At 58.0% G+C, this 23,787-nt stretch carries 22 protein-coding genes; 12 read left to right on the top strand and 10 right to left on the bottom strand.

Features of this window, described 5'->3' with window-relative positions; translation table 11 throughout:
• Window positions 1-364 precede the first annotated feature (364 nt).
• Window positions 365-1,033, bottom strand: a complete 669-nt coding sequence (gene phoU, locus GEI7407_RS03430) for a phosphate signaling complex protein PhoU (protein WP_015170733.1) — start codon at window positions 1,031-1,033, stop codon at window positions 365-367.
• Between the two features lie 933 nt (window positions 1,034-1,966).
• Between phoU and psaM the strand changes: the two genes are divergently transcribed.
• Complete coding sequence (psaM, locus tag GEI7407_RS19850) at window positions 1,967-2,062, top strand: photosystem I reaction center subunit XII (protein WP_071880870.1); 96 nt, start codon at window positions 1,967-1,969, stop codon at window positions 2,060-2,062.
• 470 nt (window positions 2,063-2,532) lie between these two features.
• The gene (locus GEI7407_RS03420; RefSeq protein WP_015170730.1) at window positions 2,533-2,946 is read left to right on the top strand and encodes a hypothetical protein; all 414 of its coding nucleotides are present in this window, start codon (window positions 2,533-2,535) and stop codon (window positions 2,944-2,946) included.
• On the opposite strand, the gene GEI7407_RS03415 is transcribed toward GEI7407_RS03420, so the two are convergent.
• Both GEI7407_RS03415 and GEI7407_RS03410 read right to left on the bottom strand, forming a co-directional pair.
• Window positions 2,943-3,614, bottom strand: coding sequence for a tetratricopeptide repeat protein (locus GEI7407_RS03415; RefSeq protein ID WP_051030667.1), 672 nt, complete (start codon window positions 3,612-3,614; stop codon window positions 2,943-2,945). The genes GEI7407_RS03420 and GEI7407_RS03415 overlap by 4 nt on opposite strands.
• A gap of 216 nt (window positions 3,615-3,830) precedes the next feature.
• Window positions 3,831-4,634 (bottom strand): creatininase family protein, encoded by an 804-nt coding sequence (locus tag GEI7407_RS03410; protein ID WP_015170728.1) that lies wholly within the window; start codon window positions 4,632-4,634, stop codon window positions 3,831-3,833.
• Between the two features lie 208 nt (window positions 4,635-4,842).
• On the opposite strand from GEI7407_RS03410, the gene GEI7407_RS03405 reads away from it, so the two are divergent.
• The 3 genes from GEI7407_RS03405 to GEI7407_RS03395 all read left to right on the top strand — a co-directional run bounded on the left by GEI7407_RS03405 (window position 4,843) and on the right by GEI7407_RS03395 (window position 7,981).
• On the top strand, window positions 4,843-5,436 hold the full coding sequence (locus GEI7407_RS03405) for a chromophore lyase CpcT/CpeT (RefSeq protein ID WP_015170727.1): 594 nt from the start codon (window positions 4,843-4,845) through the stop codon (window positions 5,434-5,436).
• A gap of 78 nt (window positions 5,437-5,514) precedes the next feature.
• Complete coding sequence (locus tag GEI7407_RS03400) at window positions 5,515-6,666, top strand: NAD-dependent epimerase/dehydratase family protein (RefSeq protein WP_015170726.1); 1,152 nt, start codon at window positions 5,515-5,517, stop codon at window positions 6,664-6,666.
• Between the two features lie 184 nt (window positions 6,667-6,850).
• Window positions 6,851-7,981 carry a glycosyltransferase family 1 protein gene (locus GEI7407_RS03395; protein ID WP_015170725.1) on the top strand — a complete coding sequence of 377 codons (1,131 nt, stop codon included), beginning with the start codon at window positions 6,851-6,853 and terminating at the stop codon, window positions 7,979-7,981.
• 538 nt (window positions 7,982-8,519) lie between these two features.
• Here GEI7407_RS03395 and GEI7407_RS03390 read toward each other — a convergent pair.
• Window positions 8,520-8,840 carry a TIGR03792 family protein gene (locus GEI7407_RS03390; protein WP_015170724.1) on the bottom strand — a complete coding sequence of 107 codons (321 nt, stop codon included), beginning with the start codon at window positions 8,838-8,840 and terminating at the stop codon, window positions 8,520-8,522.
• 329 nt (window positions 8,841-9,169) lie between these two features.
• On the opposite strand from GEI7407_RS03390, the gene GEI7407_RS03385 reads away from it, so the two are divergent.
• Complete coding sequence (locus GEI7407_RS03385) at window positions 9,170-9,493, top strand: phasin family protein (RefSeq protein WP_015170723.1); 324 nt, start codon at window positions 9,170-9,172, stop codon at window positions 9,491-9,493.
• Between the two features lie 118 nt (window positions 9,494-9,611).
• Window positions 9,612-10,169 carry an FKBP-type peptidyl-prolyl cis-trans isomerase gene (locus GEI7407_RS03380; protein ID WP_015170722.1) on the top strand — a complete coding sequence of 186 codons (558 nt, stop codon included), beginning with the start codon at window positions 9,612-9,614 and terminating at the stop codon, window positions 10,167-10,169.
• Window positions 10,170-10,231: 62 nt separating this feature from the next.
• Here the strand turns inward: GEI7407_RS03380 and GEI7407_RS03375 are convergent, their stop codons facing one another.
• The 6 genes from GEI7407_RS03375 to GEI7407_RS03350 all read right to left on the bottom strand — a co-directional run bounded on the left by GEI7407_RS03375 (window position 10,232) and on the right by GEI7407_RS03350 (window position 15,894).
• Entirely contained in the window at window positions 10,232-10,972 is a 741-nt protein-coding gene (locus tag GEI7407_RS03375) for a hypothetical protein (protein WP_015170721.1), read from the bottom strand.
• Between the two features lie 301 nt (window positions 10,973-11,273).
• Window positions 11,274-11,840 (bottom strand): hypothetical protein, encoded by a 567-nt coding sequence (locus GEI7407_RS03370; protein WP_051030666.1) that lies wholly within the window; start codon window positions 11,838-11,840, stop codon window positions 11,274-11,276.
• Window positions 11,841-12,555: 715 nt separating this feature from the next.
• Complete coding sequence (gene dnaB, locus GEI7407_RS03365; RefSeq protein WP_015170719.1) at window positions 12,556-13,902, bottom strand: replicative DNA helicase; 1,347 nt, start codon at window positions 13,900-13,902, stop codon at window positions 12,556-12,558.
• Between the two features lie 142 nt (window positions 13,903-14,044).
• Window positions 14,045-14,503, bottom strand: a complete 459-nt coding sequence (gene rplI, locus GEI7407_RS03360) for a 50S ribosomal protein L9 (RefSeq protein WP_015170718.1) — start codon at window positions 14,501-14,503, stop codon at window positions 14,045-14,047.
• Window positions 14,504-14,857: 354 nt separating this feature from the next.
• Window positions 14,858-15,631 carry a hydroxyacylglutathione hydrolase gene (gloB, locus tag GEI7407_RS03355; RefSeq protein ID WP_015170717.1) on the bottom strand — a complete coding sequence of 258 codons (774 nt, stop codon included), beginning with the start codon at window positions 15,629-15,631 and terminating at the stop codon, window positions 14,858-14,860.
• A 5-nt stretch (window positions 15,632-15,636) separates the two neighbouring features.
• The gene (locus GEI7407_RS03350) at window positions 15,637-15,894 is read right to left on the bottom strand and encodes a hypothetical protein (RefSeq protein ID WP_041268256.1); all 258 of its coding nucleotides are present in this window, start codon (window positions 15,892-15,894) and stop codon (window positions 15,637-15,639) included.
• On the opposite strand from GEI7407_RS03350, the gene GEI7407_RS03345 reads away from it, so the two are divergent.
• The 5 genes from GEI7407_RS03345 to GEI7407_RS03325 all read left to right on the top strand — a co-directional run bounded on the left by GEI7407_RS03345 (window position 15,893) and on the right by GEI7407_RS03325 (window position 22,811).
• Entirely contained in the window at window positions 15,893-17,431 is a 1,539-nt protein-coding gene (locus GEI7407_RS03345; protein ID WP_015170716.1) for an asparagine synthase C-terminal domain-containing protein, read from the top strand. The two genes, GEI7407_RS03350 and GEI7407_RS03345, sit on opposite strands and share 2 nt — an antisense overlap.
• Window positions 17,432-17,477: 46 nt before the next feature.
• On the top strand, window positions 17,478-18,719 hold the full coding sequence (locus GEI7407_RS03340) for a glycosyltransferase family 4 protein (protein ID WP_015170715.1): 1,242 nt from the start codon (window positions 17,478-17,480) through the stop codon (window positions 18,717-18,719).
• A 7-nt stretch (window positions 18,720-18,726) separates the two neighbouring features.
• Entirely contained in the window at window positions 18,727-19,905 is a 1,179-nt protein-coding gene (locus tag GEI7407_RS03335; protein ID WP_015170714.1) for a glycosyltransferase family 4 protein, read from the top strand.
• A 75-nt stretch (window positions 19,906-19,980) separates the two neighbouring features.
• Window positions 19,981-21,987, top strand: coding sequence for an ABC transporter ATP-binding protein (locus tag GEI7407_RS03330; RefSeq protein WP_015170713.1), 2,007 nt, complete (start codon window positions 19,981-19,983; stop codon window positions 21,985-21,987).
• Window positions 21,988-22,154: 167 nt separating this feature from the next.
• Window positions 22,155-22,811, top strand: coding sequence for a response regulator transcription factor (locus tag GEI7407_RS03325; RefSeq protein WP_015170712.1), 657 nt, complete (start codon window positions 22,155-22,157; stop codon window positions 22,809-22,811).
• Window positions 22,812-23,787 lie beyond the last annotated feature (976 nt).

Raw genomic sequence — 23,787 nt, 5'->3', positions numbered from 1 at the left:
GGGGAAATGAATGTTTTACCCGCCGCTTCGTAGAGATTCCGATGCCTTGAAGCAGCAAAATTGCTTAGAGGAGGCCTTTGGGATCACCAGCGTTAGCATTCGGCAGCTTAGTCAGCGAAGTTGAGCGATCGCTCTCCAAACTGCTAATGCACTTCTTGGAAACTACTCCTTCACTCAAGGGCGATCGCCCCAGAGCACTGAGCAGCAAAGTCTACGGCGCCGTACCGTAGAACCATTCCATATTCTAGTCCCAGAGTGCGCAATTTTTGACGAATAAACTTTACAAGATCCTGCCAGCAAGCCCTAGCAGTTTCAGACTCCAGTCCCTTTCAATCTCGCACCAAGATTACTCAAAAAAACCATCTCAATGGCGCTGACCCGTCACAATATAAGCCACTCGCTGACCAATATTAGTCGCATGATCCGCCATCCGTTCCAAATATCGAATCGCCAACACCATCAAGACAATCGGCTCAACAGAGCCCTGAACATCACTTTGATGGGCCAGCACATCGTAGAGCGTCTCATAGTCTGAATCGACCATGTCATCCCGCTCTTTCACGTCTAGACCACTTTGGGCATCGAGATCCGACAGCGCCGCCAAACTCATCGCCAGCATCGCCCAACACCGATCAAACATCGTTTGCACCTGCTCCATACAGGGATGGACCGGATACGCAAACAGCTTGATAGCAATATCTCCTAAATCCTGGGCATAGTCCCCAATACGCTCCAAATCGCGCACAAGCTGCATGATTGCGCTCAAAAGCCGCAGATCCTGAGTCACAGGAGCCTGCAGCGCCAAAATGCTGACGCAATCTAGCTCGATTTGGCGGTAGAGCTGATCAACCTGTTTGTCGTGGGGGCCGAGTTTGTCAGCGGCCTCGAGATCCTGGTCAAACAGAGCTTGGTAGGCAAGCCAGCAGGAATTCTCAACCAGGGCACCCATGCGTAGCACGTCCCGTTGCAGTCGCCGCACTTGGCGATCGAAGTGAACCCGTGTACGTTGCGAATCGTCGGCGGGAGAGGTCACAGACGCTAAAACAGTTCCTTATAAGGTGAGGATACAAGCGCTGAACACATGGGAGTCACCAAATTTATCAATGGGCAAAACCTTGAACAGGCGGGCATTACCCACGATGTGACCTGGCTCAAGAGGGCTGAAGCCAATCAGGGGGCTCACCCCTTTTCCCAGAATGTTTTATCGTTTATGTATCTACCCTATTATGAAGACTCTTCACGTTTGAGCGCTATTTTGGTGCAGCAATCTCGGTGTCCGGCAGCCTCGGGCCGCAAAGTACGCCGGACAAGCATGTCATATTAGCGGTTTGGATAGCAGCCCACCGCAGCAGGCTAGACCATCATACGGCTGCCGCTCCCTTCACGACCGTCTGGAACACCGCGATCGGGCGGTGTGTATTCGGCAGTTAAGTATGTTTGTACTAAAACCCTGTCAGAAAGTACGTCGAGCGGACCGCAGCAGACTGCGGTCATAAGAAGCGCAATAGTCAACAAGGTAGATGCTCCCTTGATTTACCCTAAAAGCCAGTAGCAAAGCGTTAGCGTTTGACTGCCCTGTGCCCTTGGTGTTGCGCAACCACCTTTTCGTGTCCTACTCCCAACATATCAGGGCCGATCATTCTCCTCCATCAGCGTTTTTGACGAAACTAGATGGTTCATGCTGAGGCGTCTATCGGGTCTTGAAGTTTTGTCGCGTTTGGTCGCAAAATTCTTGCAAAATTGGGGAAATTTTGAGGATTTTGCGAGGGCGCAGTCGAGTTTTGGGAGAGGAAAGTACGGAATCTAGCCGGAAAATTCCCTAAGAGCGTGCGTGAGAAGCGATCGACGGGTTTCGGTGTGTCTCTGGGCGTTTCTGTTACATGATGTGACAATCCCTTCCGAAAAGGGGAAGCTTTGGCTGAAATTGATGGGAAATCACGTCGAACGTTTAGGGAGTATACCCACGATGGCTCTATCAGATATGCAAATTTACGCTGCCCTGGCCATTGCACTGGTTCCGGGAATTCTGGCGATCCGTCTAGCTACGGAACTCTATAAATAATTAGACGATGGGGAAGCCGTAGGTTCACTGCCTACGGCTTCTAGGGTGATCATCAGCCAGCGCTTCAGTCAGGTTTGGTGATCGGTGTTGGAAGTAAAGCTGGGGTCCTCAAGTCAAAGGGTAATGCGGCGAGGCTAGCTACCCGGCTAGAAGAAAGAGACTTGAAGCATCGGGGATCATGGGTTTAAGAGAAAGATGGGGGTTGAGGATGGCGGAGGAGGGGCGATCGCCCTAAAAAACGCCTTAAAACAGTGTCTTGCCCCGCAATCGATCACGGAAGTTTCGGGTTAAAGTAAACAGCAATCGCCAGCAAAAGCTCAGCGCAGGTTGCGACAACGAGAGTGTGCAACGGGCTGTAGGTCGTAGGTCCATCTTGGATAGCGATCGCCCTTGAACCGGAACGTCTGCCTTTGCCCTTGGACCTGTGCTAGCTCAGTGGTGATTTGAAGCAGAGCAATCGTGCAATTAACATGAACGCAATCCAGCCTTCGCGCCCCCAACCGTCTCGAAATTTACCGCCCCGCCGCCGTTCTGCCTCACGGGTTTTGCCTCAGGGACGCAAGGCCGCTGCGAATCGCGCGATGGCGCTGGAGCTGACGGTCAAGCTGGCTGTCAATTTGGTGCTGTTGTCTGCGGCGATCGCTGCATTGGTGCGAATTTTGCCCTACCAGTCTTCCCAGCAAGAGAAGCTGAGGGAGCTGAGCGCTGAGGTGAATGCGACCGAGACTCGGGTTGACCGGCTGCGTCTAAACTTCAATCGCAATTTTGATCCGCAACAGGCGCGCAATGTGATGCAGGAGCAAAGCTATCGGGTTGACCCGAGACAGCGACAGGTGGTGTGGCTCGATCGCCAGTCTGCTCGGGGAAGCGAAAAGACCCCTTAGGCGCTGAGGGGATTGAGCAGGGTCGTGAGCCAGTCAGAAACTTGGGCGCGCAGCTGAGCTTGCTCTGAGCGGGGTTCCCCTAGGGTCGGCAGGAAGTCAAGGGCGCGCTGATAGTCGGCGATCGCTGCGTTCCAGCTTCCGAGGAGGTGGTGAACGCGGCCTTGTTCGGCGTACAGGTGCGCCACTAGCCCTGCTAGGTGGGGTGCTTGGTGCAGATCGAGCACATTCAGGGCCAGCCAGAGGGATTCTTCGAGCAGCTCGCAGGCTTGGCCATAGCGCTGCATCTGGCGATAGAGAATGCTTTGGTTGAGGCGGGGCTTCAGGTTGAGCGGATTGAGGTCGATGGCGCGATCGTAGTCCATCAGGGCAGCTTCGGAGTGACCGAGGGCTGCGTGGCTGTTGGCTCGGTTGTGGTAGGCCGCGTCCAAGGTGGGGTTCAGGTCCAGGGCTGCGCTGTAGTCGGCGATCGCCGCTTCATGATGCCCCAGACGAGCCAACAGGTATCCCCGGTTGCTGAGGTCGTGGGCGGTCGGGTCGTGGGCCACAAGCTCATCTAGACAGGCGATCGCGTCGGTGTAGGCGCCCGATTGGACCAGCGATCGCACCTGCTGGCGCAGCCGACGACGCTGAATTCGCTGGCTTAGCTGGCCGGTGAGTTGATCCGCCACAGATTCAGAATCGGCGCCTGAGTGCGGCCATGAGCCATCGTCTTTCGAGCCTGGGTGAGTGCGAGCTGTCATAACGCCCCCCGCGAACCTTTGCTTCTTCAAGTTATAAAAGGTTGCCCTAGGTGCGACATAAGACATGTGTCACTTGCCGATGTGTCTGTGATCAATGCCTAGCGTGATCCATCAAGACCCGAGAAGCAGCGATCGCGCCTCAGCCTAGAAGGCCTGCGGCAGCTGGAATTCATGCACTTCGCGCAGCACCTTGACCCAGCCATCTACAAGCGCCGCCAGCAGGCGATCGCCCTTCTCGCGCGTGGCAGTTGTAGGATTGCCTATCACGCCGCTGTGACTAATATCACGGGTCATCCACGCAAAGGGAAACTTGCCCTCCAGACTCAGCAAGCTCTCAGGCGGCAGCGACGGCGGATACTCCGCCACCGCTCGATCCATCTGCACCTGCTCCGGCAAAATCGACAGCAGCAGACTCGTCTCCGCATCCCCGGCATGGATGCCAAACTCCTGCTCCTGGGGAGTCAGCAGCTCCACCGGCAAGTCAGGAACCCGCCAGGTGAAAAAGGGAAATACCCAAAAATCGCTGTACTGCTGATGCAAATCTCGAGCCGCAATCTCCAAAACCTGGGGCTGTCCCCCATGGGAATTGAGAAACACCAGCTTGCGAAAGCCCGAGCGGTAGATACTTCCCGCCGTCTCCATCAGCACCGCCAGCAAAGTTTGCGCGCTCAGCGTGATCGTGCCCGGAAAGTGCCAGTGCTCATTGGACTTGCCGTAGCACAGCGGGGGCAGCGCATACACCGGAATTGCTGGGTCTAGCTGCGCTAGGGCCTGCCCCAGGACCGCCACACTGATGGCCGCATCCACCACCAGCGGCAGGTGCGGACCGTGCTGCTCGATCGCCCCGATCGGCTGAACAATCACGACATTTTCTTTGTCGGGCATCGCCTGGATATCCTGCCAGGTCAGATAAGCGAAAAAGCGATCGGGCGGAATGAACTGATGCATAAACTACCTGCAAGCACAGCCACAGGTCACTATACTGGACACCCCTTAGCCCCCGCAGTAGCCTGAGGCCCTCCCATCCACAAGTCTTGCGCTCCGGGCGATCGCCTCGGGGATCGCCTCAGTTTACAGGGACCCAAAGTCCTAAAATAGAAAAAATTTTGCATAGCAAAATCAGCACGAAATTATCCTTTAAACCCTTCCTTTTTGTATGACCCACTCCACTGATATTCTCGCGCTCGCCCGCTGGATGGCCGCAGACTTCAGCAATCAACAGCAAGCCTTCGACAATCCGCCTTTCTTCGCCCATATTCGCGTCTGCATGCGTCCCCTGGCCCTGGATCTGCTCGATGGGGTCAGCTTCTACGTCGAACAAGCCTACGACTACATTCTCAATAGCCCCTATCGAGTGCGAGTGCTCAAGCTGGTGGTCAACGGCGATCGCATCGAGATCGAAAACTACAAAGTCAAGCAGCAAGAGCAGTACTACGGCGCTTCTCGCCAGCCTCACCGGCTCCAAACCCTCAGCGCCGAAGGCCTCGAGAAACTCCCCGGCTGCAACATGGTCGTCGAGTGGACCGGCAGCAGCTTCAAAGGCGTCGTCGAACCCGGCAAAGCCTGCATGGTCGAGCGCAAAGGCAACCTCACCTACCTCGACAGCGAGTTTGAAATCGACGACGAAAAGTTCATCAGTCTCGATCGCGGGAGAGATCCTCAAACCGACGAACACATCTGGGGTTCCGTCGCCGGTCCCTTCCATTTTGTGCGCTGGGCTACCTTCGCAGACGAGGTCAAAGCACCTTAAATTTCTTCGGACAGAGATAACTCAGCAGGTACACAAACCTGGTAGATTGAGCGAGTATCAGCAAGCAAGTTAGGCAAGATGAAAGTCCTAGTTATTGGCGGTGATGGTTACTGTGGTTGGGCAACGGCACTGTACCTGTCTAACCGAGGCTACGAAGTTGGCATTCTAGATAGCCTAGTACGTCGGCACTGGGATACACAGCTGGGCATCGACACCCTGACGCCGATCGCACCAATCCGTCAACGGATTCAGCGCTGGAAAGATCTGACTGGCAAGCACATCGACCTGTTTGTTGGCGACATCACGGACTATCAATTCCTGCTGGGCGCTCTTCAGCAGTTTGAGCCCGAAGCCATCGTTCACTTTGGTGAGCAGCGGTCTGCCCCCTTCTCCATGATCGATCGCGACCACGCTGTCCTCACCCAGGTCAACAACGTCGTCGGTACGCTGAATCTGCTCTACGTCATCAAAGAGCACTTCCCTGACTGCCACCTTGTGAAGCTGGGCACGATGGGTGAATACGGTACGCCCAACATCGATATCGAAGAGGGCTACATCACCATCGAGCACAACGGCCGCACCGATACTCTGCCCTATCCCAAGCAGCCTGGCTCTTTCTACCACCTCAGCAAAGTACACGACTCTCACAACATTCACTTTGCGTGCCGCGTGTGGGGCCTGCGGGCAACGGACCTCAACCAAGGCATCGTCTACGGCGTCCTGACGGAGGAAACCGGCATGGACGAAATGCTGGTCAACCGCCTCGACTACGACGACGTCTTTGGGACGGCACTCAACCGCTTCTGTATCCAGGCCGCCATCGGTCACCCGCTGACCGTGTACGGCAGCGGCAGCCAGACCCGAGGCATGCTGGACATTCGCGACACCGTGCGCTGCGTCGAACTGGCGGTCTCGAACCCGGCAGAACCGGGTCAGTTCCGCGTCTTCAACCAATTCACTGAGAGCTTTAGCATCCAGGGTCTGGCGATGCAGGTGAAGCAGGCGGGCAATGCCCTGGGTCTCAATGTGGAGATCCAGAATCTGGCTAACCCGCGAGTGGAGCTCGAAGAGCACTACTACAACGCCAAGAACACCAATTTGCTTGACTTGGGCTTGCAGCCTCACTTCTTGTCTGACTCGCTGCTCGATTCGCTGCTGAACTTTGCGGTCAAGTACAAACAGCGGGTCGATCGCGATGTGATCATGCCGAAGGTTTCCTGGCACCGCTAGAGCCTTTGAGCCCTGGAACTGGGTCAGCCTGCTGGGATCATGCCTGCCCAGCAGGCCCTGACAAATCTACCGCTTGGTAGACGAAGACAGGCCGAAAAACCCCAATTCTGAGGGCAGGGAAGCGAACGTTCGGTGTGGACGCTCGTCGAAATTGCTGAAGCTTGTTGCTACTGCGTCGGTTGGTATGCGTATTGCCTTATTCACCGAAACGTTTCTGCCCAAGGTCGATGGGATTGTGACGCGCTTGCGTCACACCGTTGACTATTTACAGCGCCTAGGAGATCAGGTGCTGGTGTTTGCGCCGGAGGGAGGGATCCGGGAGTATCGGGGAGCGAAGATCGAGGGGATTCCTGGGTTTCCGCTGCCGCTCTACCCGGAGCTGAAGCTAGCAATTCCGCGTCCGACGATCCGTCAGTCGCTGGAGCTGTTTCAGCCGGATTTGATTCACGTGGTGAATCCAGCGGTGCTGGGTCTGGCGGGTTTGTACTATGCCAAGACGCTGGATATTCCGCTGCTGGCGTCCTACCATACGCATTTGCCGAAGTATCTTCAGCACTATGGGCTGGGGATGCTGGAGGGGTTTTTGTGGGAGCTTCTGAAGGCGGGCCACAATCAAGCTCAGCTGAATCTGTGTACGTCGAGCGCGATGCAGGAGGAGCTGTCTTCCCACGGCATTGAGCGGGTGAAAGTGTGGCAGCGCGGGGTTGATACGGAGATGTTTCGGCCGCAGCCGGCGAATCGGGCGATGCGCGATCGCCTGACGCAGGGTCACCCGGACGATCCGCTGCTGCTGTATGTCGGGCGCCTGGGCGCTGAGAAGGAAATTGACCGAATTCGCCCGGTGCTGGAGGCGATCCCCAATGCGCGTTTGGCGCTGGTGGGGGATGGTCCTCATCGCCAGGAGCTGATGCGCTTCTTCGCAGGCACTAATACCCATTTTGTGGGCTATCTGATGGGCGAGGAGCTGTCAACGGCTTACGCGTCTGCGGATGCTTTTGTGTTTCCGTCGAGTACGGAGACGCTGGGGCTGGTGCTGCTGGAGGCGATGGCGGCGGGCTGCCCGGTGGTGGCGGCGGGCTCGGGCGGCATCACGGACATTGTGGAGGACGGGGTCAACGGGTTTTTGTTTGACCCGCGGGATGAGCGAGGCGCGATCGCCGCGACTCAGCGCCTGCTGGCTTCGACCGAGATTCGGGAGACGCTGCGCCAGAATGCGCGCCGAGAGGCAGAGCGCTGGGGCTGGGAGGCAGCCACTCGACAACTTCAGATGTTTTATCGCCAGGTGGCGTCGTCTCGGATCTCGTCGGCGGCCTAGCGCGCAAACCTGTCATTCTTTCGCCAATAGCCATCGCAAATAGTCGAAATATGGGGGCGATCGCCCCCATATTTTTTGCAAGATTAGCCAAAGCAGCAGAAGCCTCACGCCATCATCTTTGATTTGGCGTTGAGATGAATGCGAGCGAGCGAACGACACTCCTCTGACCTATGCCGCAGGCGCGAGAAGGGGAGAGGGAGGAAACGAGCAAACCTCTCATGATGCAAAACGGGTGAGATAATCAGGCTAAGGGTTTGAGCTAATCGCCGCCCTGAAACTTGAACCTTAACAACCTGGAATAGGGGGTTCTGCCTAGAAACAGACGATTCGTCGTCCCATCTGTGGGCAGGTAAAATTCCAGCAGTACCAAGGAGAGAACAAAACTCTTGGTATTGTTCCGGTGCGGTGGGGCATCCCGTATCGTCAATAAAGCTCAGGAAACGCCCGATGGGATACCAGGGGTCACTGAGAAGCCTACGCTGCATACGTCAGTATCAGCATAGGAGTATGTCACGGTTGCAATGCTGATTTTGCGAGGTTAGGAAGCCTTGGGAGCGGGGAACTTGCGCACGTGGTACTCTCGCTCTTCGACCATCGTGTAGGTCCCAGCGCCCATGCGTTCGTCAAAGGTCCGCTCTAGCTGGGCGAGCTGGTCGAGGGGGAAGGCTTTCCACTGCTCTCGGCTGGCCCAGCGAATGATCATGATGACTTCGGTTTCGTCATTGGGGTTGATCCAGACTTCTTTGCCCAGGTAGCCGGGAGCCTGGGCGATCGCCGCAGTCCAGACCTCCGCGTCAAGCTGGATGTACTTCTCCCGCAGCTCTGGAGCCACTTTTACTTTCAGCCACTCAATTACCATACACGTCTTGCCGTCTCGTCCTGCGTAACAACGCATTCCTCAGAATCTCACAGAAGCCAGGGCCGTGCTACATCTGCTGCATCAAGGATGCAGGTCCAGACGCTGGCGTAGCATTTTCCAAAGCATTGGCCAAGAGGCGAAGGTACTCCCGTTTGTTTCGGCATCCCCGCCCCTTGGGCTTGCCGGAAGCTGGAAGTTGCCGATTACCATAGATGCAAGCCCCAAAATCTCCAGACGTGGATTTGCGCCTTCGGCCTGGCCACCCATCCTTGCAGACTGCGGGCTCATCGCTCTAGCGTTCGCTTTAGCAGGCGTAATAGGGAAAGAGAATGGATAGTAATAACCTTCTAAGACAACTTTTGATGATTGGTGTCGGGACGACGTCGCTAGTGGCCGAAAAGCTGCGCGAAGTCAGCGATGAGTGGGTGCGAGATGGCAAGCTTGGCCCCGATCAGGCCCGCAACTTCGTGGATGACTTTATGGAACAGCTCAAGTCCGAGCAGGGCAACTTCGAAACGCAGATGCAGCGCCAGTTGCGCAATATGCTGCAAGATCTGGGGGTGCCGCGCCAAAACGAGATGGATGAGCTGCGCGGTCGCCTCGACCGACTGGAGCGTCAGGTGAGGGATCTCGAAAATCGTCTCTGGCGCTAGGCTGCTCTGAGGGCGACACGAACCGATTGACGTTAAAGTTAGTTTTGATTTGTGTGTTGAGGGACGGTCTGTGGATGGTCCTAAAGCACCAGTTTGATGATCTTAGGGAGAGCTCGTTTTGCGGGAAATTCTGATCAGCGCAGCGGTGATGTTGACCTGCTGCATTGCGTTGGTGGTTACGTTGATTGTGGGCAGTGGGCGCGATCGCGCGATCGCCGCCAACCTCGATACGGCTGCCCCTTCGTCCCAGGCGATCGCCGCTGAAACCGCCGTGATTGCCCAAGCACCGGGTGCCGAGGCCCTGATGCCCAAGCCCGTCGTCACCGAAGACGAAGAGGTCATCACCACGGACTCCGGCTTGCAGTATGTGGAGCTGGTTCCGGGCACCGGCGCAACGCCCAGCAAGGGCCAAACGGTCACCGTTCACTACACCGGTACGCTGACCAACGGCAAGGTTTTTGATAGCTCGCGCGATCGCGGTCGGCCCTTCTCCTTCCGCATCGGGGTTGGCCAGGTGATCAAGGGCTGGGATGAAGGGGTCGGCTCGATGCAGGTTGGCGGCCGGCGCAAGCTGATTATTCCAGCGGATCTGGCCTACGGGTCTCGCGGCGCTGGTGGCGTCATTCCGCCGAACGCCACGCTGATTTTCGACGTAGAGCTGCTCAAGATCAGCTAAGGTAACCCCCAAGAAACCAAAAAGCCCCCAAATTGGGGGCTTTTTGGTTTTGAGTCGCGCGCTTATTCGTGCAGCGGCGCTGAAGACTCTAGGGCTAGAGAAGGGCGATCGCCCACGCAAATCCGGACTTCCCGCGTGTACTCAGACATATAGGACAGCAGCGCCCGGATCAAGAACAGCACCCCCAGCATCTCTAGACCTTCCTCAATCAGCGTCATCACGGCCCAAATCATGGGATTCATCTGCTGGGTGGAGGACAGGTAGAGGCCCGCAACCATTTCCATCCCCAAAGCGCCTCCTAGGTAGGCAGCCATAGCCAGCCAGATCAGGCGCTGAATCTTTTGGGGCAGGTGCCGGAAGAAGGGAATATAGAGAGCCATCACCACAGTCACGCCCAGCAAAGCCGGCAGCAGCCAAGCATAGTGAAAAATGCCGGTCGTCTCGACCACACTCTTCACAGGTCGGCCGATTTTTTCATGGATGCTCAGACCTTCATCGAGCCCCAGAAACAGAAAAATGCCTGCTAAGCCAGTCCAGTAGTGCCGGTAGCGATCGCCCTCAGTTCCCTTTTTGAGCGCGATTAAGGTGGTCAGTCCAGCGCACAACAGCAGCGATAAAGTTGAGTAGAGCGTCGGGAGATTTTTCTCGCGATTCACATCAAAAATCTTCGCCACCAAACAGGCCGCACCCGGCTCGCAGCCATAAAACGCAGTCAATGACTGACTAATGAAGCTAGCTCCCAAGAGACCTAAAATCACAAAACTCAAGAACTTGACTAAGCGGCGGGGAGAAATAGAAAGCATCGTTGAGTGGCCGGGTGGAATGGGTATTGAGCTGAGGTCAAGGACCCAGCAAGCAAAGCGCTAAGCTGACACACCATCAGTTCGCTAGGCGGCGTTCCAGGGCTGAGAACCTCACTCCTCAGATTACCCACAAGGTTATGAACTATTTAAGAGGAGATTATAGAAACTCGCAAATTAATGATGAAGTTTTTTACAGCAAGAAATTTTCTCGAAACCACTTAAAAAAAGTATCGAGGCGAGAATTTTTGGTCGGCAAATTTGCTTAAATGAATGACGTTTTTTAGGCGATCGGGCTGATGTTTTAGCGGCTATTTGTGTAGGGAGACGCGGGAGCCGCATCTAGGGCCAAAGCAGGGCGATCGCCCACGCGAATTCGCACTTCCTGCGCATAGTTCGCCATGTAGGACAGCAGCGCATAGATCAAAATCAGCACGCCTGCCATTTCGAGACCCTCTTCGATCAGGGTCATCATTGCCCAGAGCAAGCGGTTCCACTGCTGAGCGTAGGAGACGTAGAGACCCGCCAGCATCTCCATCCCGACGGCGCCGCTGAGAAAGGTCGCCAGGGCTGCCAGGACAAGGCGGCGGCTCTGCTGGGGGAGGCGCTGCCAAAACGGCTGGTAGAATCCCAGGACAATCACGACGCCAGCTAGAGCGGGCAGCAGCCAAGCGTAGTGAAAAATGCCGGTGGTATTCACAACCCCTTTGATCAGCTTGTCTATCTTTTCGTGGAAGCTCAAAGCTTCATCCATTCCCAAGAACAAAAAGATGCCAGCAAGTCCTGTCCAATGATGGCGATCGCGATCGCCCTCGGCTCGCTTTTGCAGCGCAATCATGGCCAAGAGTAGGGCGCATAGCACCAGCGTCAAAGTCGAATAAAGGGACGGCAAATTTTTTTCTCGATCGACATTTACGAACTTAGCCAGGGAGCAAATAAAGCCTGTTTCACAACCATAAATAGCCGTGAAAAATTGACTAACTAAACTCGCTCCAAGGAGGCCTAGAACGACAAAGCTCAAAAACTTGGTTAGGCGGCGGGGAGAAATAGAAAGCATGGTTGAGGGCTAGAAAAAGAAGGAGTGCGCTGGCGTCAGGGGCTAACCCACACAGCGCTGGACCCATGTTTCAAGGCGATCGCCCTGGCATAGCTCGGGTACAAGAGCCTGCATTTTCAGGATATCCCCAAGATTATTTATAGTTTAAGAGAAAATTATAGAAAGACACAAAATTATTATGGATTTTCTTGCAGCGGACAGATTTTGCTGGAGCTTTAGCAGCGCAGTCAGGCAAGAGTTTGAGGCTCTGAGAAACGCTTTCTAAACGTTCATATTTTCCGTATTTTTCACTTGTAAGGTATTAATTAATACTAGTTAAATGGCTAGGCAAAGTATCAATTAATACCGACTTAATAATCCTGTTTTTTAGTTAGCTTGGGCGATCGCCTCTTATCCCAAGCCTCATACAAAAACTGCGCGATCGCCTCACTCAAAACAATTACGGAGGCGATCGCGCAGAGCAAATTATTTAAGATACAAAGCTTTTATTCGCAGACTGTTAGCCGCGCTACACCATCGGAGATCGCCCCTAGTGGGTGCTCTTGAGGTTAAGGAAGTTGGTGAACTGCGGCTCAAAGAGGAAGCGCACCGTGCCCACCGGACCGTTCCGGTGCTTGGTGATGATCACCTCCGCCACCCCGCGATCGGGCGTGTCGGGGTTATAGTACTCGTCGCGGTAGATCATCATGATCAAGTCCGCGTCTTGCTCGATACTGCCGCTCTCCCGCAGGTCAGACATCATCGGGCGCTTGTTGGTGCGAGACTCCACGTTTCGGCTGAGCTGGGACAGGGCCACCACCGGCACGCTCAGCTCCCGCGCCAGACCCTTGAGCGCCCGCGTAATTTTTGACAGTTCCTGCACGCGGTTGTCGCCGCCGCCCTCCATCAGCTGGAGATAGTCGATGATGATCATGCCCAAAGCGCCCCCCTGCTCAGCCTGGAGGCGGCGCGCCCGCGATCGCATCTCCGTCACGCTGATGTTGGGCGTGTCATCGATGAAAATCGGCAGCTCCGACAGCACGCTGATGGCGTGGCCCAGGGGCTCCCACTCGTCCTGGCTGATTCGGCCCGAGCGGAGACGGCTGCTTTCGATTTTGGCCTCGCTGGAGAGCAGACGATAGATCAGCTGCTCCTTCGACATTTCCAGGCTGTAGACCGCCACGGGCAAGCGGTGGATACCGGCGATGTTGCGGCCCACCTGGAGACAAAAGCTGGTTTTGCCCATGGATGGACGCCCCGCGACGATCACCAGGTCCGATCGCTGGAAGCCCTGGGTCATGGCGTCGAGATCGTAGAAGTTGCAGGGCAGCCCCGACAGCGCGGTTCCCGTAAAGCGGCTCTCGATCTCCGAGAAGGTCGTGGTCAGAATATCGGCGGTGGCGGTCAGGCCGCTCTGGGGCCGATCTTGGGTGATGCTAAAAACTTTTTGCTCAGAGTCATCGAGGACTTTCTCGATGGGGGAGCTGGTTTCAAAGCCTAGTTCAGCGATTTCGTGGCCCACTCGGATCAGCTTGCGCCGGAGGTACTTGTCCATGACCAGATTGGCGTACTGGTCGATGTTGACGGCGCTGATGGTGCGGTCGACGAGCTGGGCTAGGCGGCTCTGGCCGCCGACTTTGTCGAGGCGGTTGTTGTCCTGCAGCCAGGCGGTGACGCTCATCAGGTCTGTCGGCTTGCCCTGGCTGTGGAGGATGAGCATGGACCGATAGATATTCTGGTGGGCGCTGATATAAAAAGCGTCCGGATTGAGAATGTCCGCAATTCGGCTAATGGCTTCTGGGTCCAGCAGAACGCCGCCCAGAATCGCCTCTTCCGCGTCGATGTTTTGGGGCGGGACGCGATCGCTAATGGGCTGAAAGCTCGGTTCCTGAAGCATGGGAGAAACAGCGGAACACTGGATTGAGATGAAATAGGGGGCTGAGGACCGGCCCAAAGGCTCGGCTCAACCCCCTCCATGATGCTAGAAAATGACGAAAGTCGCCGACGGGCGATCGCGCCATGAGTCCTAGGCGCTCACCCTACTTAGCGGTGACCTGAACTTCGACAACCGCGCTCACTTCGGGATGGAGCTTCACTTCCACCTTGTAGGAGCCGAGCTTGTGAATTTCAGGAACGGTGATGCCCCGGCGATCGACTTCTTGCTTGGTGACAGCGGCGATCACGTCAGCCACATCTTGGTTGGTGACGGTTCCGAAGATCGCCTCGTTTTCGCCCAACTGCTTCTCGATCGTGAAGCGGCCGATGGTCTCGAGCGCGGTCTTGCGGGTTTCAGCCTCTTTCTTCTCTTCGAGGAGACGCTGACGCTCGAGCTCACGGCGGCGCTCAACCTGCTTGAGGATGCCAGGGGTCGTCGGCACAGCCAATCCCTGGGGAATCAGGTAGTTGCGAGCGTAGCCAGGAGCGACGCTAACCAGGTCACCGGCTTTGCCGAGCTTGAAAACTTCTTTATTTAGAACGAGTTGAACTTGCTTTGCCATGTCTTTCCTGCGGGTTCTCTACTGCGCGTACTTCAAGGGGCCGCCTTATTGGCAACCCCTACAGCCCTTGGGTTTGTGCCTCAACGTTGCAGCCATCGCTGACGCCTGAGCGACAGGAATCTGGAAACAGCGCGATGGGGGGCGCTCACTGACAGCGTTTCCACTTCTGGAAGGAAGTCCGTAGACAGAGGCCCGAACGGCAGGACAGCCAAAACCGTCACCGAGTGGATCCGATGCCGCTGTGAAAATCGCTGTAAGCGCAATGGTACATAATACCGAGAAGCGGTAGGCGATCGCAACCAGCGCGTCTATTTGCCACGGGAGGGGCGATCGCCCGTTCAGACCGCCAGCAGGCTAAAAAACATCCTTGCGGCCCCGCAGCCGGCTAAAGGTTTGCACGCCGTCTTGGGCCGCCATAGCCGTCTGGAGGGCCGGGAGATCCCAGCGCAAAAAGGGATTGGTGCGCTTCTCGACCCCCAGCCAGGCCGGGATCGTGGCCTCTTGGCGCTGGCGCGCTGCCTGGACCTCGGCCCAGCGCCGCTGCAAGTCGGCGTTGCCGCCCTCGACGGTCAGGGCAAACTGAAGATTTTTCAGGGTGTACTCGTGGGCGCACCACACCTGGGTCTGGTCGGGGAGCGATCGCAGCTTGCTCAGGGAGTCCACCATCTGGGCCGGCGTCCCCTCAAACAGCCGCCCGCAGCCCCCCGAAAACAGCGTGTCGCCGCAAAACAAATGGCCGGGCTGGTCCGCTGCGGCGGGCGGGAAATAGTAGGCGATGTGGGCGCGGGTGTGACCGGGCACAAACAGCACCGTTGCCTCGCGCTGCCCAAAGGTCACGCGATCGCCCTCCACCAGGAACACGCTCTGGCCCGGAATCCGGCCCCGGTCCTCCGCGCCGCCGTACACCGTCGCCTCCGGAAAGGCCGCCAGCAGCGGGCGATTGCCACCCACATGATCGCCGTGGTGGTGGGTATTGAAAATCGCCACCAGACGCGCCCCCAAGCGACGGAGCTCGGCCAAAACGGGCTCCGCCTCGGCAGGGTCGACCACGGCAGCGGTGCCCGAGGAGGCGTCGTAGAGCAAAAAGATATAGTTATCCGACAGAGCCGGGAGACGCAGCACTTCCATAGCCGTCAAAAATAGGTCCGCAAAGGGGTGGGCACGTTCAGCTTCTTCATTTTAGGAAACTGCCTGCTCAGCGGATTTTGGAAAATTCCCCGTGAAAATTCGGACAAGGGGCGATCGCTCCCCCAATTCAGGGCATTCTGGAAGACAACCAGCCCCACCGCTCCCAAAGCCAGGGATTGGCCACCAAAATTTCCCTGGGTGTCCCGTTTTTGGAACGATTTTGGTTCACCATCTATCCCCCATCCATCAATTAGCGGCGTCATGGTAGAGGAAATATTCCGCGTTCGCGTCTTGGGATACTGCAATCTCAGCAGCGAGCAGATTTTGGCCCAGCTAGAGCGCGCAGGAGCCCCCAGCCTCATCACCCTCCGCGGAGAATACCTGATCGTGCTGGAGCGGACCGGCGAGTGCTACTTCATCAGCTCTGCCTACGGGGTTTGTCAGTACTACTACACCGTCCAGGGCAGCCGCATTTTCCACGGGGATACGGTCCTGGGCGTGCTCAAGCAGGCGCAACTGCCCTGGGAGTGGAACTGGCGATCGCTGGCCGAGCTGGCCATCTTCGACCATCCCCTCGAAAACCGCACCCTCCACCCCGCCGTCGAGCGGGTGCCCGAGCGCAGCGTCCTGCACTTCCGCAATGGCGCCCTCCAGCGCACGACCCTGGCCTGGGAAGATCTCCATCCCCGCGCCAAAGCGACGCCCCGCCTCGCCCTCGACGCCCTCAACCGCAGCGTGCAGGAGTGGGGCGGCAAAGATCCGGTGGTCTCCATTTCTGGCGGGTTTGACTCCCGCGTGCTCCTGGCCAGCGCCCTCAAGGTGGGCTATCGGCCGTCCCTGGTGACGATGGGGTTCGAGGACAGCACAGACGTGATCATCGCTCAGCAGATCGCCAGCGCCCTGGGCCTGGAGCTGCGGCGGGTCCAGCTGCGCATCGAGGACTACCTGGCCTACGGCCCGCTGATCAGCGCCCTCACCAACGGCACCAAGACCGCTCGCCACTGGCACACCTACCTGTACACTCGGGCAGCAGGCTTCGATCCGCAGCAGCCGTTTTTTGTCGGCACCAATGGGGCCTGGGCCAAGACGGTGTATTTCGACCGGGGCATCCATGCGCTGTACCAGAGCTGGCGATCGCCCGAACAAAGCCTGCGCACCGTCTGCCAGCAGAAAGTCAATCCGATTTTTACCCCTGCTGAGCTGGGATTTCTGAATCCAGCTTTGGGAGAACGCCTGGGACCAGAGGCCCGCAGCGCCACCGCCGAAACGCTGGTAGAGCTGTGTCACCACAGCTTTTTGCCGGGGCTCGATCGGCTCTATCTGGAGCAGCGGGTGCGCAACTTTATGGGCAATGGCATGAAGCTCTACAGCGAAAGCGTGGCGTGGCGGGTGCCGTTCCTAGAGCGCGACTGGGTCGCTACGGTGTGGAACCTGTCCCGCTCGTGGAAACTGGGCCACAACTGGCACCGCTACGCCCTCCAAAAGAACTATCCCCGCCTGCTGGACTTCCCAGAGCAGGGCAAGGCCGTGCGCACTGCGGTGCGGGCGCCCTTCCGCTACTGGCACCCCAAGAGCTACCGCTACCCCATCGTGGGCTACGCTCGCTATCCTGAGTGGTTCGCCAGCCCGGCGATCGCGGATTTTGTGCGATCGCACGCGGACCTGCTGTCGGAGCTGATTTCTCCAGAGGGCATCGAGGCCGTGCTAACAGACCACCAAACCACCCAAAAGCGGACTCCCGCCGTTGCCTTCTTGGTGACCATGGTGTTCTGGATTCAGCACCTACAGCATCTGAAATAACGACGGACAAGCGCTAATGATCAGGCCGTCTTCGCCAGAATCTCCCATGGGCAACTCTCTGCTGATTACCCACACCTACCTGCCGCGGGTCGGGGGCCGCGAAAATTATTACCATCACTTGTTTAGCCAGCTGGCTCCCCAGGCGGTGATCGTGACGCCGGACCAGACGGGCGACTACGCCGAGTTTGACCAGCAGTACGCGCTGCCAGTGGTGCGGGTGGGGCCGCTGAGTGACAAGTGGTTTCGCTGGGGGCGACCGGGCCGCGCCAAATGGCTGCGATCGCTGGTGCCGCTGTGCCGCCAGCACCGGATTCGCGTTGTCCACTGCGGCCTGGTGCTGCCGGACGGCATCTCGGGCTGGCTCCTGGCCCAGACCCTGGGGCTGCCCTACGTGGTCTACACCCACGGTAAAGAAATCCTGGAGCACGCGGCTGACCCCAAAACCGCGCCGCTGATGCAGCGAGCCCTAGAGGGGGCCAGTCGGGTCGTGTGCAACAGCCACTACACCGGGGAGCTGCTGCGGGACGTCGGAGTGACCCCCAGCAAGATCGTGCGGCTGTGCCCGGGCGTGGATGCCCAGGCCTGGAGCACAGCGCCAGCAGCGGAGCAGCTAGCGGCCTTGCGCCAGCGTCACGGGCTGGGCGATCGCCCCGTGATCTTGACGGTGACGCGGCTGATCGAGCGCAAGGGCTGCGACGTGATGATGCGGGCCATGGGCCAGATTTTGGCGCAGTGCCCTGAGGCGGTGTACCTGATCGTGGGCGAGGGCCCGGAGCGATCGCGCCTTGAGGCCCTGCGGGACGAGCTGGGGCTCCAGAACTCGGTGATTTTTGCCGGGGCCGTATCGGACGAGGACCTGTTGGCGTACTACTATGCCGCTCAGGTGTTTGCCATGATCAGCCGCCAGCCTGCGGGCAGCCACGAGGTTGAGGGCTTCGGCATTGTCTACCTGGAGGCCAACGCCTGCGGCCTGCCGGTGGTGGCGGGCCGCAGCGGCGGCGTCCCCGACGCGGTAGTGGACGGAGAAACCGGCTATCTCGTCGACCCTGAAGACCCGCAGGCTGTGGCGATCGCGGTGGGGCGACTGCTGGCCGATCCGGACCTGCGCCAGCGCCTCGGCAGCCAGGGCCGCCAGCGAGCGGAGCAAGATTTTTCGTGGCGGCAGGCGGGCGATCGCCTCCGGCACCTGATCGCCGAGGTCGCCGCCGAAACGCCCCCGCGATCGCTCCCCGTCGCCGCCCTGCGGACGGTGCCTCTGCTGCTCCAGCGCCACCTTTTTGAGTCCTAGAACCCCCGTGAAAATTTCTCTGGTCGTCAGCGATCTTTCCAAAAGCGGCGTCGGGCGCTGGGGGGGTGCCGTGCGGCCCTTTTTGCTCAGTCAGGCCCTGCGCCAGCTCGGCCACAGCGTCGAAATCCTCGGCTTCAATCGCGAGGTCAGCGCGCCCACCCGCTCTCAGATCGACGGCATCCCCATCGCCGCCTGGCCAGCGCGCCCCTACCCGCCCTTTCTCACCAGCGCTCGCCAGCTCCTCCAGCACCTCGACGGCGACCTGATCTACGCCTACAAGCTCAAGGCCACCAGCTTTGGTCTGGCGCTGCTGCACCGCCGCCTGCGGGGCCGACCGGTCCTGCTGGACATCGACGACTGGGAGCTGGGACTCCACGGCGGCGAAAACTTTGCCTATCGGCCCTCGCCCCGGCAGCTGGCGCGGGATCTGCTCAAGGCCAACGGCGCTCTGCGCAATCCCGACCATCCGCTGTACCTCCAGTGGGCCGAGGGCTGGGTCGCCCAGGCCGACGCAGTGACGACCCACACGCAGTTTATGCAGGCCCGATTTGGGGGCGTTTACCTGCCCAATGGCAAAGACGTCCACCGCTTTGACCCCGATCGCTACGATGCCCAGGCCAGCCGCGATCGCTACGGGCTGGCCGGTTACCGTGTCTTAATGTTTCCGGGTGCCCCCCGTCCCTACAAGGGAATTGAAGATGTGCTGGTGGCCCTCGACCAGCTCGATATCCCGGACCTGCGGCTGGTAATCGTGGGCGGCAGTCCCTACGACGACTACGACGAGCAGCTGCGATCGCGCTGGGGCCGCTGGATTGTCCAGCTGCCGCCGGTGCCCGCCGAGCAGATGCCCGAGGTCGTGGCGGCGGCCCACGTGGTGGTGGTGCCTCAGCGCAACCACCCCAACGCCCTGGCCCAGTTTCCCCTCAAGCTCACCGACGGCATGGCCATGGCCAAGCCGATCCTGGCCACGACGGTGGGCGATATTCCCCAGATTTTGGGGGAGGCGGGGTACCTGGTGCCCCCTAGCGCGCCGAATCAGATCGCGGCGACGCTGCAAACGATCTTCGGGGAGTGGGAGGGGGCGCTAGCGCGCGGTCAGCAGGCGCGTCGCCGGTGCGTGGAACACTATAGTGTGGAGGTCATGGCCGATATTTTGGCGCAGCTGCTGGCTCGCTGGCAGTCCTAGCGCGATCGCCAGTTTGTTTTGTTTGGTGAGTTTGTCTTGGTTGTCAGTCGCCTATCCGACGAGTCATTGCACCCTATGTCCCCCAATCAGCTTCTGCTCAAATTCGCTGCGCGATCGCCCGCTTTGATCGGGCTCACCATGGTGCTGGGCTTCTCGGGAGCCATCTTCAACGGGGTCAGCGTCACGCTGGTGGTGCCGATTTTGCTGAGCTTCCTGGGCCAAGAGATCAATCTCCAGGGCGCTCCCCCGGTGATCCAAAAGTCCATGGCCTTTTTTGATGGCTTTGAGCCCGATGTGCGGCTGGCCCTGCTGACGGGGATGGTGCTGCTAGCGATCGGCCTCAAAAACCTAGCCACCTACGCCAGCGTCATCACCTCCAGCTTTCTGTCGCGGCGGCTGACGCGGGACCTGCGCAAGGAAGCGCTGCGGCTGCTTCTCGAGGTCGATCTGGCCTTCTATGCCCAGATTCGCATTGGGGACTTGGTCAACCGGGTAGGCGAGCAGGTCAATCGCACCGCCGCCGGCATCCGCTCCATGATCGACATGGTGACCACCACCATCACGATTTTGGTGTTTGTGGCCCTGCTGCTGTCGATTTCTTGGCAGCTCACCCTCGCTTCGTCGGTGCTGCTGGCGGTGATGGCGGTGATCAACCAGATTTTTATTGGGCGAGCGCGGGAGTTTGGCCGCATTCTCTCCAAGGTTTCGGGAGTCTATTCGGCACGGCTGATCGAGGTGCTCAACGGCATTCGCACCATTCGCGCCAGCGGCACCGAAGACCGGGAATACGCCAAGGTCGAGACGCTGATCCAGGAGCGCGAGAAGATTGACTTTAAGTCGTCGGCCAACTATGCGGCGATCGGCCCCATTAACGAAATGACGGGCATTATCACGGTGTTCGCCATTGTGTTTTTGGGCCGGGTGTTTTTTGCCGAGCAGCTGGTGTCCCTCTCGACGGTGCTGCTGACCTACCTGTTTGTGCTGTTTCGGACCCTGCCCCTGATCAGCAGCCTAAACAATATTCGCAGCCAGTTTGCCAACTTTAGCTCTAGCACGGAGGTGGTGGCGGACCTGCTGCGCCGGGACAACAAGCCGTTTATGGCCAATGGTCAGGTTCCCTACGAGTCGATCCGGGAGGGCATCCGGTTTGAAAATCTGTCTTTTCAGTACCCCTCGGGGGAGGGCTGGGTGCTCCAGGACGTGACGCTGGACCTGCCGCGGGGGACGACCCTGGCGCTGGTGGGCGCGTCGGGGGCCGGCAAGTCGACCCTGGCGGATCTGCTGCCGCGCTTTTATGACCCCCAGGAGGGCCGCATTCTGATCGATGGGGTGGACCTGCGGGACTACGAGCTGCGATCGCTGCGGCGGGGCATGGGCATCGTGAGCCAGGACACCTTTTTGTTTAATGACACGGTGCGCAACAACATCGCCTACGCGGCGGACGATGCGACGGAGGCCAGCATTATCGAGGCGGCCAAGCGGGCCAACGCCTACGAGTTTATTCAAAAGCTGCCCCAGGGCTTTGACACCAAGCTGGGCGATCGCGGCATTTTGCTGTCGGGGGGCCAGCGCCAGCGGATCGCGATCGCCCGCGCCCTCCTGCGAAACCCCGAGATCTTGATCCTCGATGAAGCCACCAGCGCTCTAGACACCGTCTCCGAGCGCCTAGTCCAAGAGGCCATCGACGAGCTGAGCCGCAACCGCACCATTTTGGTGATCGCCCACCGCCTCTCAACCATCCAAAAAGCCGACCAGATCGCCGTAATGGAGCAGGGACGCGTGGTCGAAATCGGCAACCACCACGAGCTATTGCAGCGCAACGGCTACTACACGCGCCTGCACCGGATGCAGTTCTCCGGCGACAACACCGAGGCGATTCGGGCTGCACGCGAAACCGCCGTCATGGAGCTGTCGTACCAGGCACGCACCCAGCTCAACGGCATGCTGGGCTCCCTCAAGCTGATCGTCGACGGCATGGCAGACACCCCCGAGGAGCAGGAAAAGCTCACCGAGGAGGCCTATTTCGCGGCGATCGCCCTGCTCAAGAATCTCGAATCCATCGAGCTGCGGGCGCGGACCTAGCGCTCTGGAAATCCCGGCCGGCACCGAAAGAGATCTAGTGAGAAGTACGAAATTTCCTGGGGGAGGCCTGTAGACTAGAGTCCTGATGGCGCAATGGGTGCAACCTGCGATCGCCCGTGCGCTGCCACGCCTTTTCTTCCCCTTGTGAGTTTCGCCCCAGAGTCTCCATGAGTCACGCTTCAGAGTCGGCCTCACTCCGCGTTTTGATCGTCGAAGATGACCCCATGATGCAGTTGGGTCTCGAGCAAGCCCTCGCCGATCAGACCGACATCACCCTCGTAGGTCAAGCCGAAGACGGTTACCTTGGCGTCGAAGCGGCCCTCCGCCTCAAGCCCGATCTTGTCGTCATGGACATCGGCCTGCCGCGCCTGGACGGCATCGCCGCCACCAAGCAGATCAAAGACGCCCTCCCAGACGTCCGCGTCGTGGTCTTGACCTCCCACACCACCGAAACCGAAATTATCGCGGCCCTCTCCAGCGGTGCCGATGCGTACTGCATCAAGGGTTCTAGCGTTGATCGTCTCCTCGCGGCGATCGCCGCCGCCCAGGAAGGAGCCACCTACCTCGACCCCCAAATCGCCCGCCTCGTCATCGACCACCTGCGGCCGCCCACCACCAACAACAATTTGGGTCAGCTTTCGGAGCGAGAGACAGAAGTTCTCAAGCTCATGGTCGAAGGCTACAGCAATCCCGAAATCGCCGCCGCCCTCTACCTGAGCCCCAACACCGTCAAAACCCACGTTCGCGGCATCATGAACAAGCTCGCCGTTGACGATCGCGTCCAGGCCGCCGTGGTGGCGCTGCGCTCCGGTCTCGTGAGCTAGGGCACCCAGCCAGCCTGCTTTGAGCAACGCCTTTTTAACAAAAAAGATGCCCCTTCTCAGAGGCATCTTTTTTGTTGAGTTAGAAAGCAGACACTTTTCACAAGCGGGCGATCGCTCAACCTAGCGTTCAAAACAACACTTTTCAACTTCATTCTTTCAGGGGTTTAAAGCATCTTGAAGAGGCAGCCTTGTCATCTAGAAATCGCTTTGATCTACGCAAATCTAGAGATGTTCAAAGGCTTTTAAGCCGTGTCTCGAGGCCCGAAGCGCCACTCTCGACATACACCTTTTCTCTAATCTACAACCCGCAGCAGGCCCCGCCGTAAGCCCTCAAAAACGCGATCGATATTTGCTCGATCTTCTCGACTCAAAGCGTGCTTAGTCAGCAGCGCATTCATAAAAAGCTGTTGGTCAGCCCGCGTGATTCGGTGAGAGCGAAAAATGCGTTCTACTACCTGTTCGATGGACCCTAATGACGATTGAGCGGGAACTTGCATTACTGATGCACAAACTCAATGTGCATAGTATGCAAAAAAAATCACGGCTTCCCTGTGACCTGAGAAACCGTCAATTCGTGATCTCAAACACTCCAAGACGTGATGTAGCGCACGTCAGAAGAATACGCAGTTCAATAATTTACAATCTATCCGCGATCGCCCGCTTGTTGCAAGTATTTTCATCCATAACTTTGCGACAAATCATGATTTCTGACAGTGATATCGCGGAGGATTTCCTCAAAAGTGCGAACTCACGGATTCAAGCAAATTTCCTGACCTTCTCTTGAGAAGTTTCGCGCCTCCTTTTTGTTCCCAGACTCTAGAAATCACAAAGAAACGCAATCTTTCGCAAATAAGTTCAATCCAAAGTTTCTTAGGCGATCGCAAGCTTGCGCACAAACAAACAAGCATTTCTCTTTAGAAAATTCTCTTAAAATCAATCGAAATCCTATTAGACCTTGAGGAATTAACATCCATTT

It is taken from the genome of Geitlerinema sp. PCC 7407 (assembly GCF_000317045.1).
In the GTDB taxonomy this organism is placed as follows: domain Bacteria; phylum Cyanobacteriota; class Cyanobacteriia; order PCC-7407; family PCC-7407; genus PCC-7407.
The sequence above is the reverse complement of the archived record's forward strand: the minus strand, read 5'-3'. Positions and strand labels throughout refer to the sequence as shown.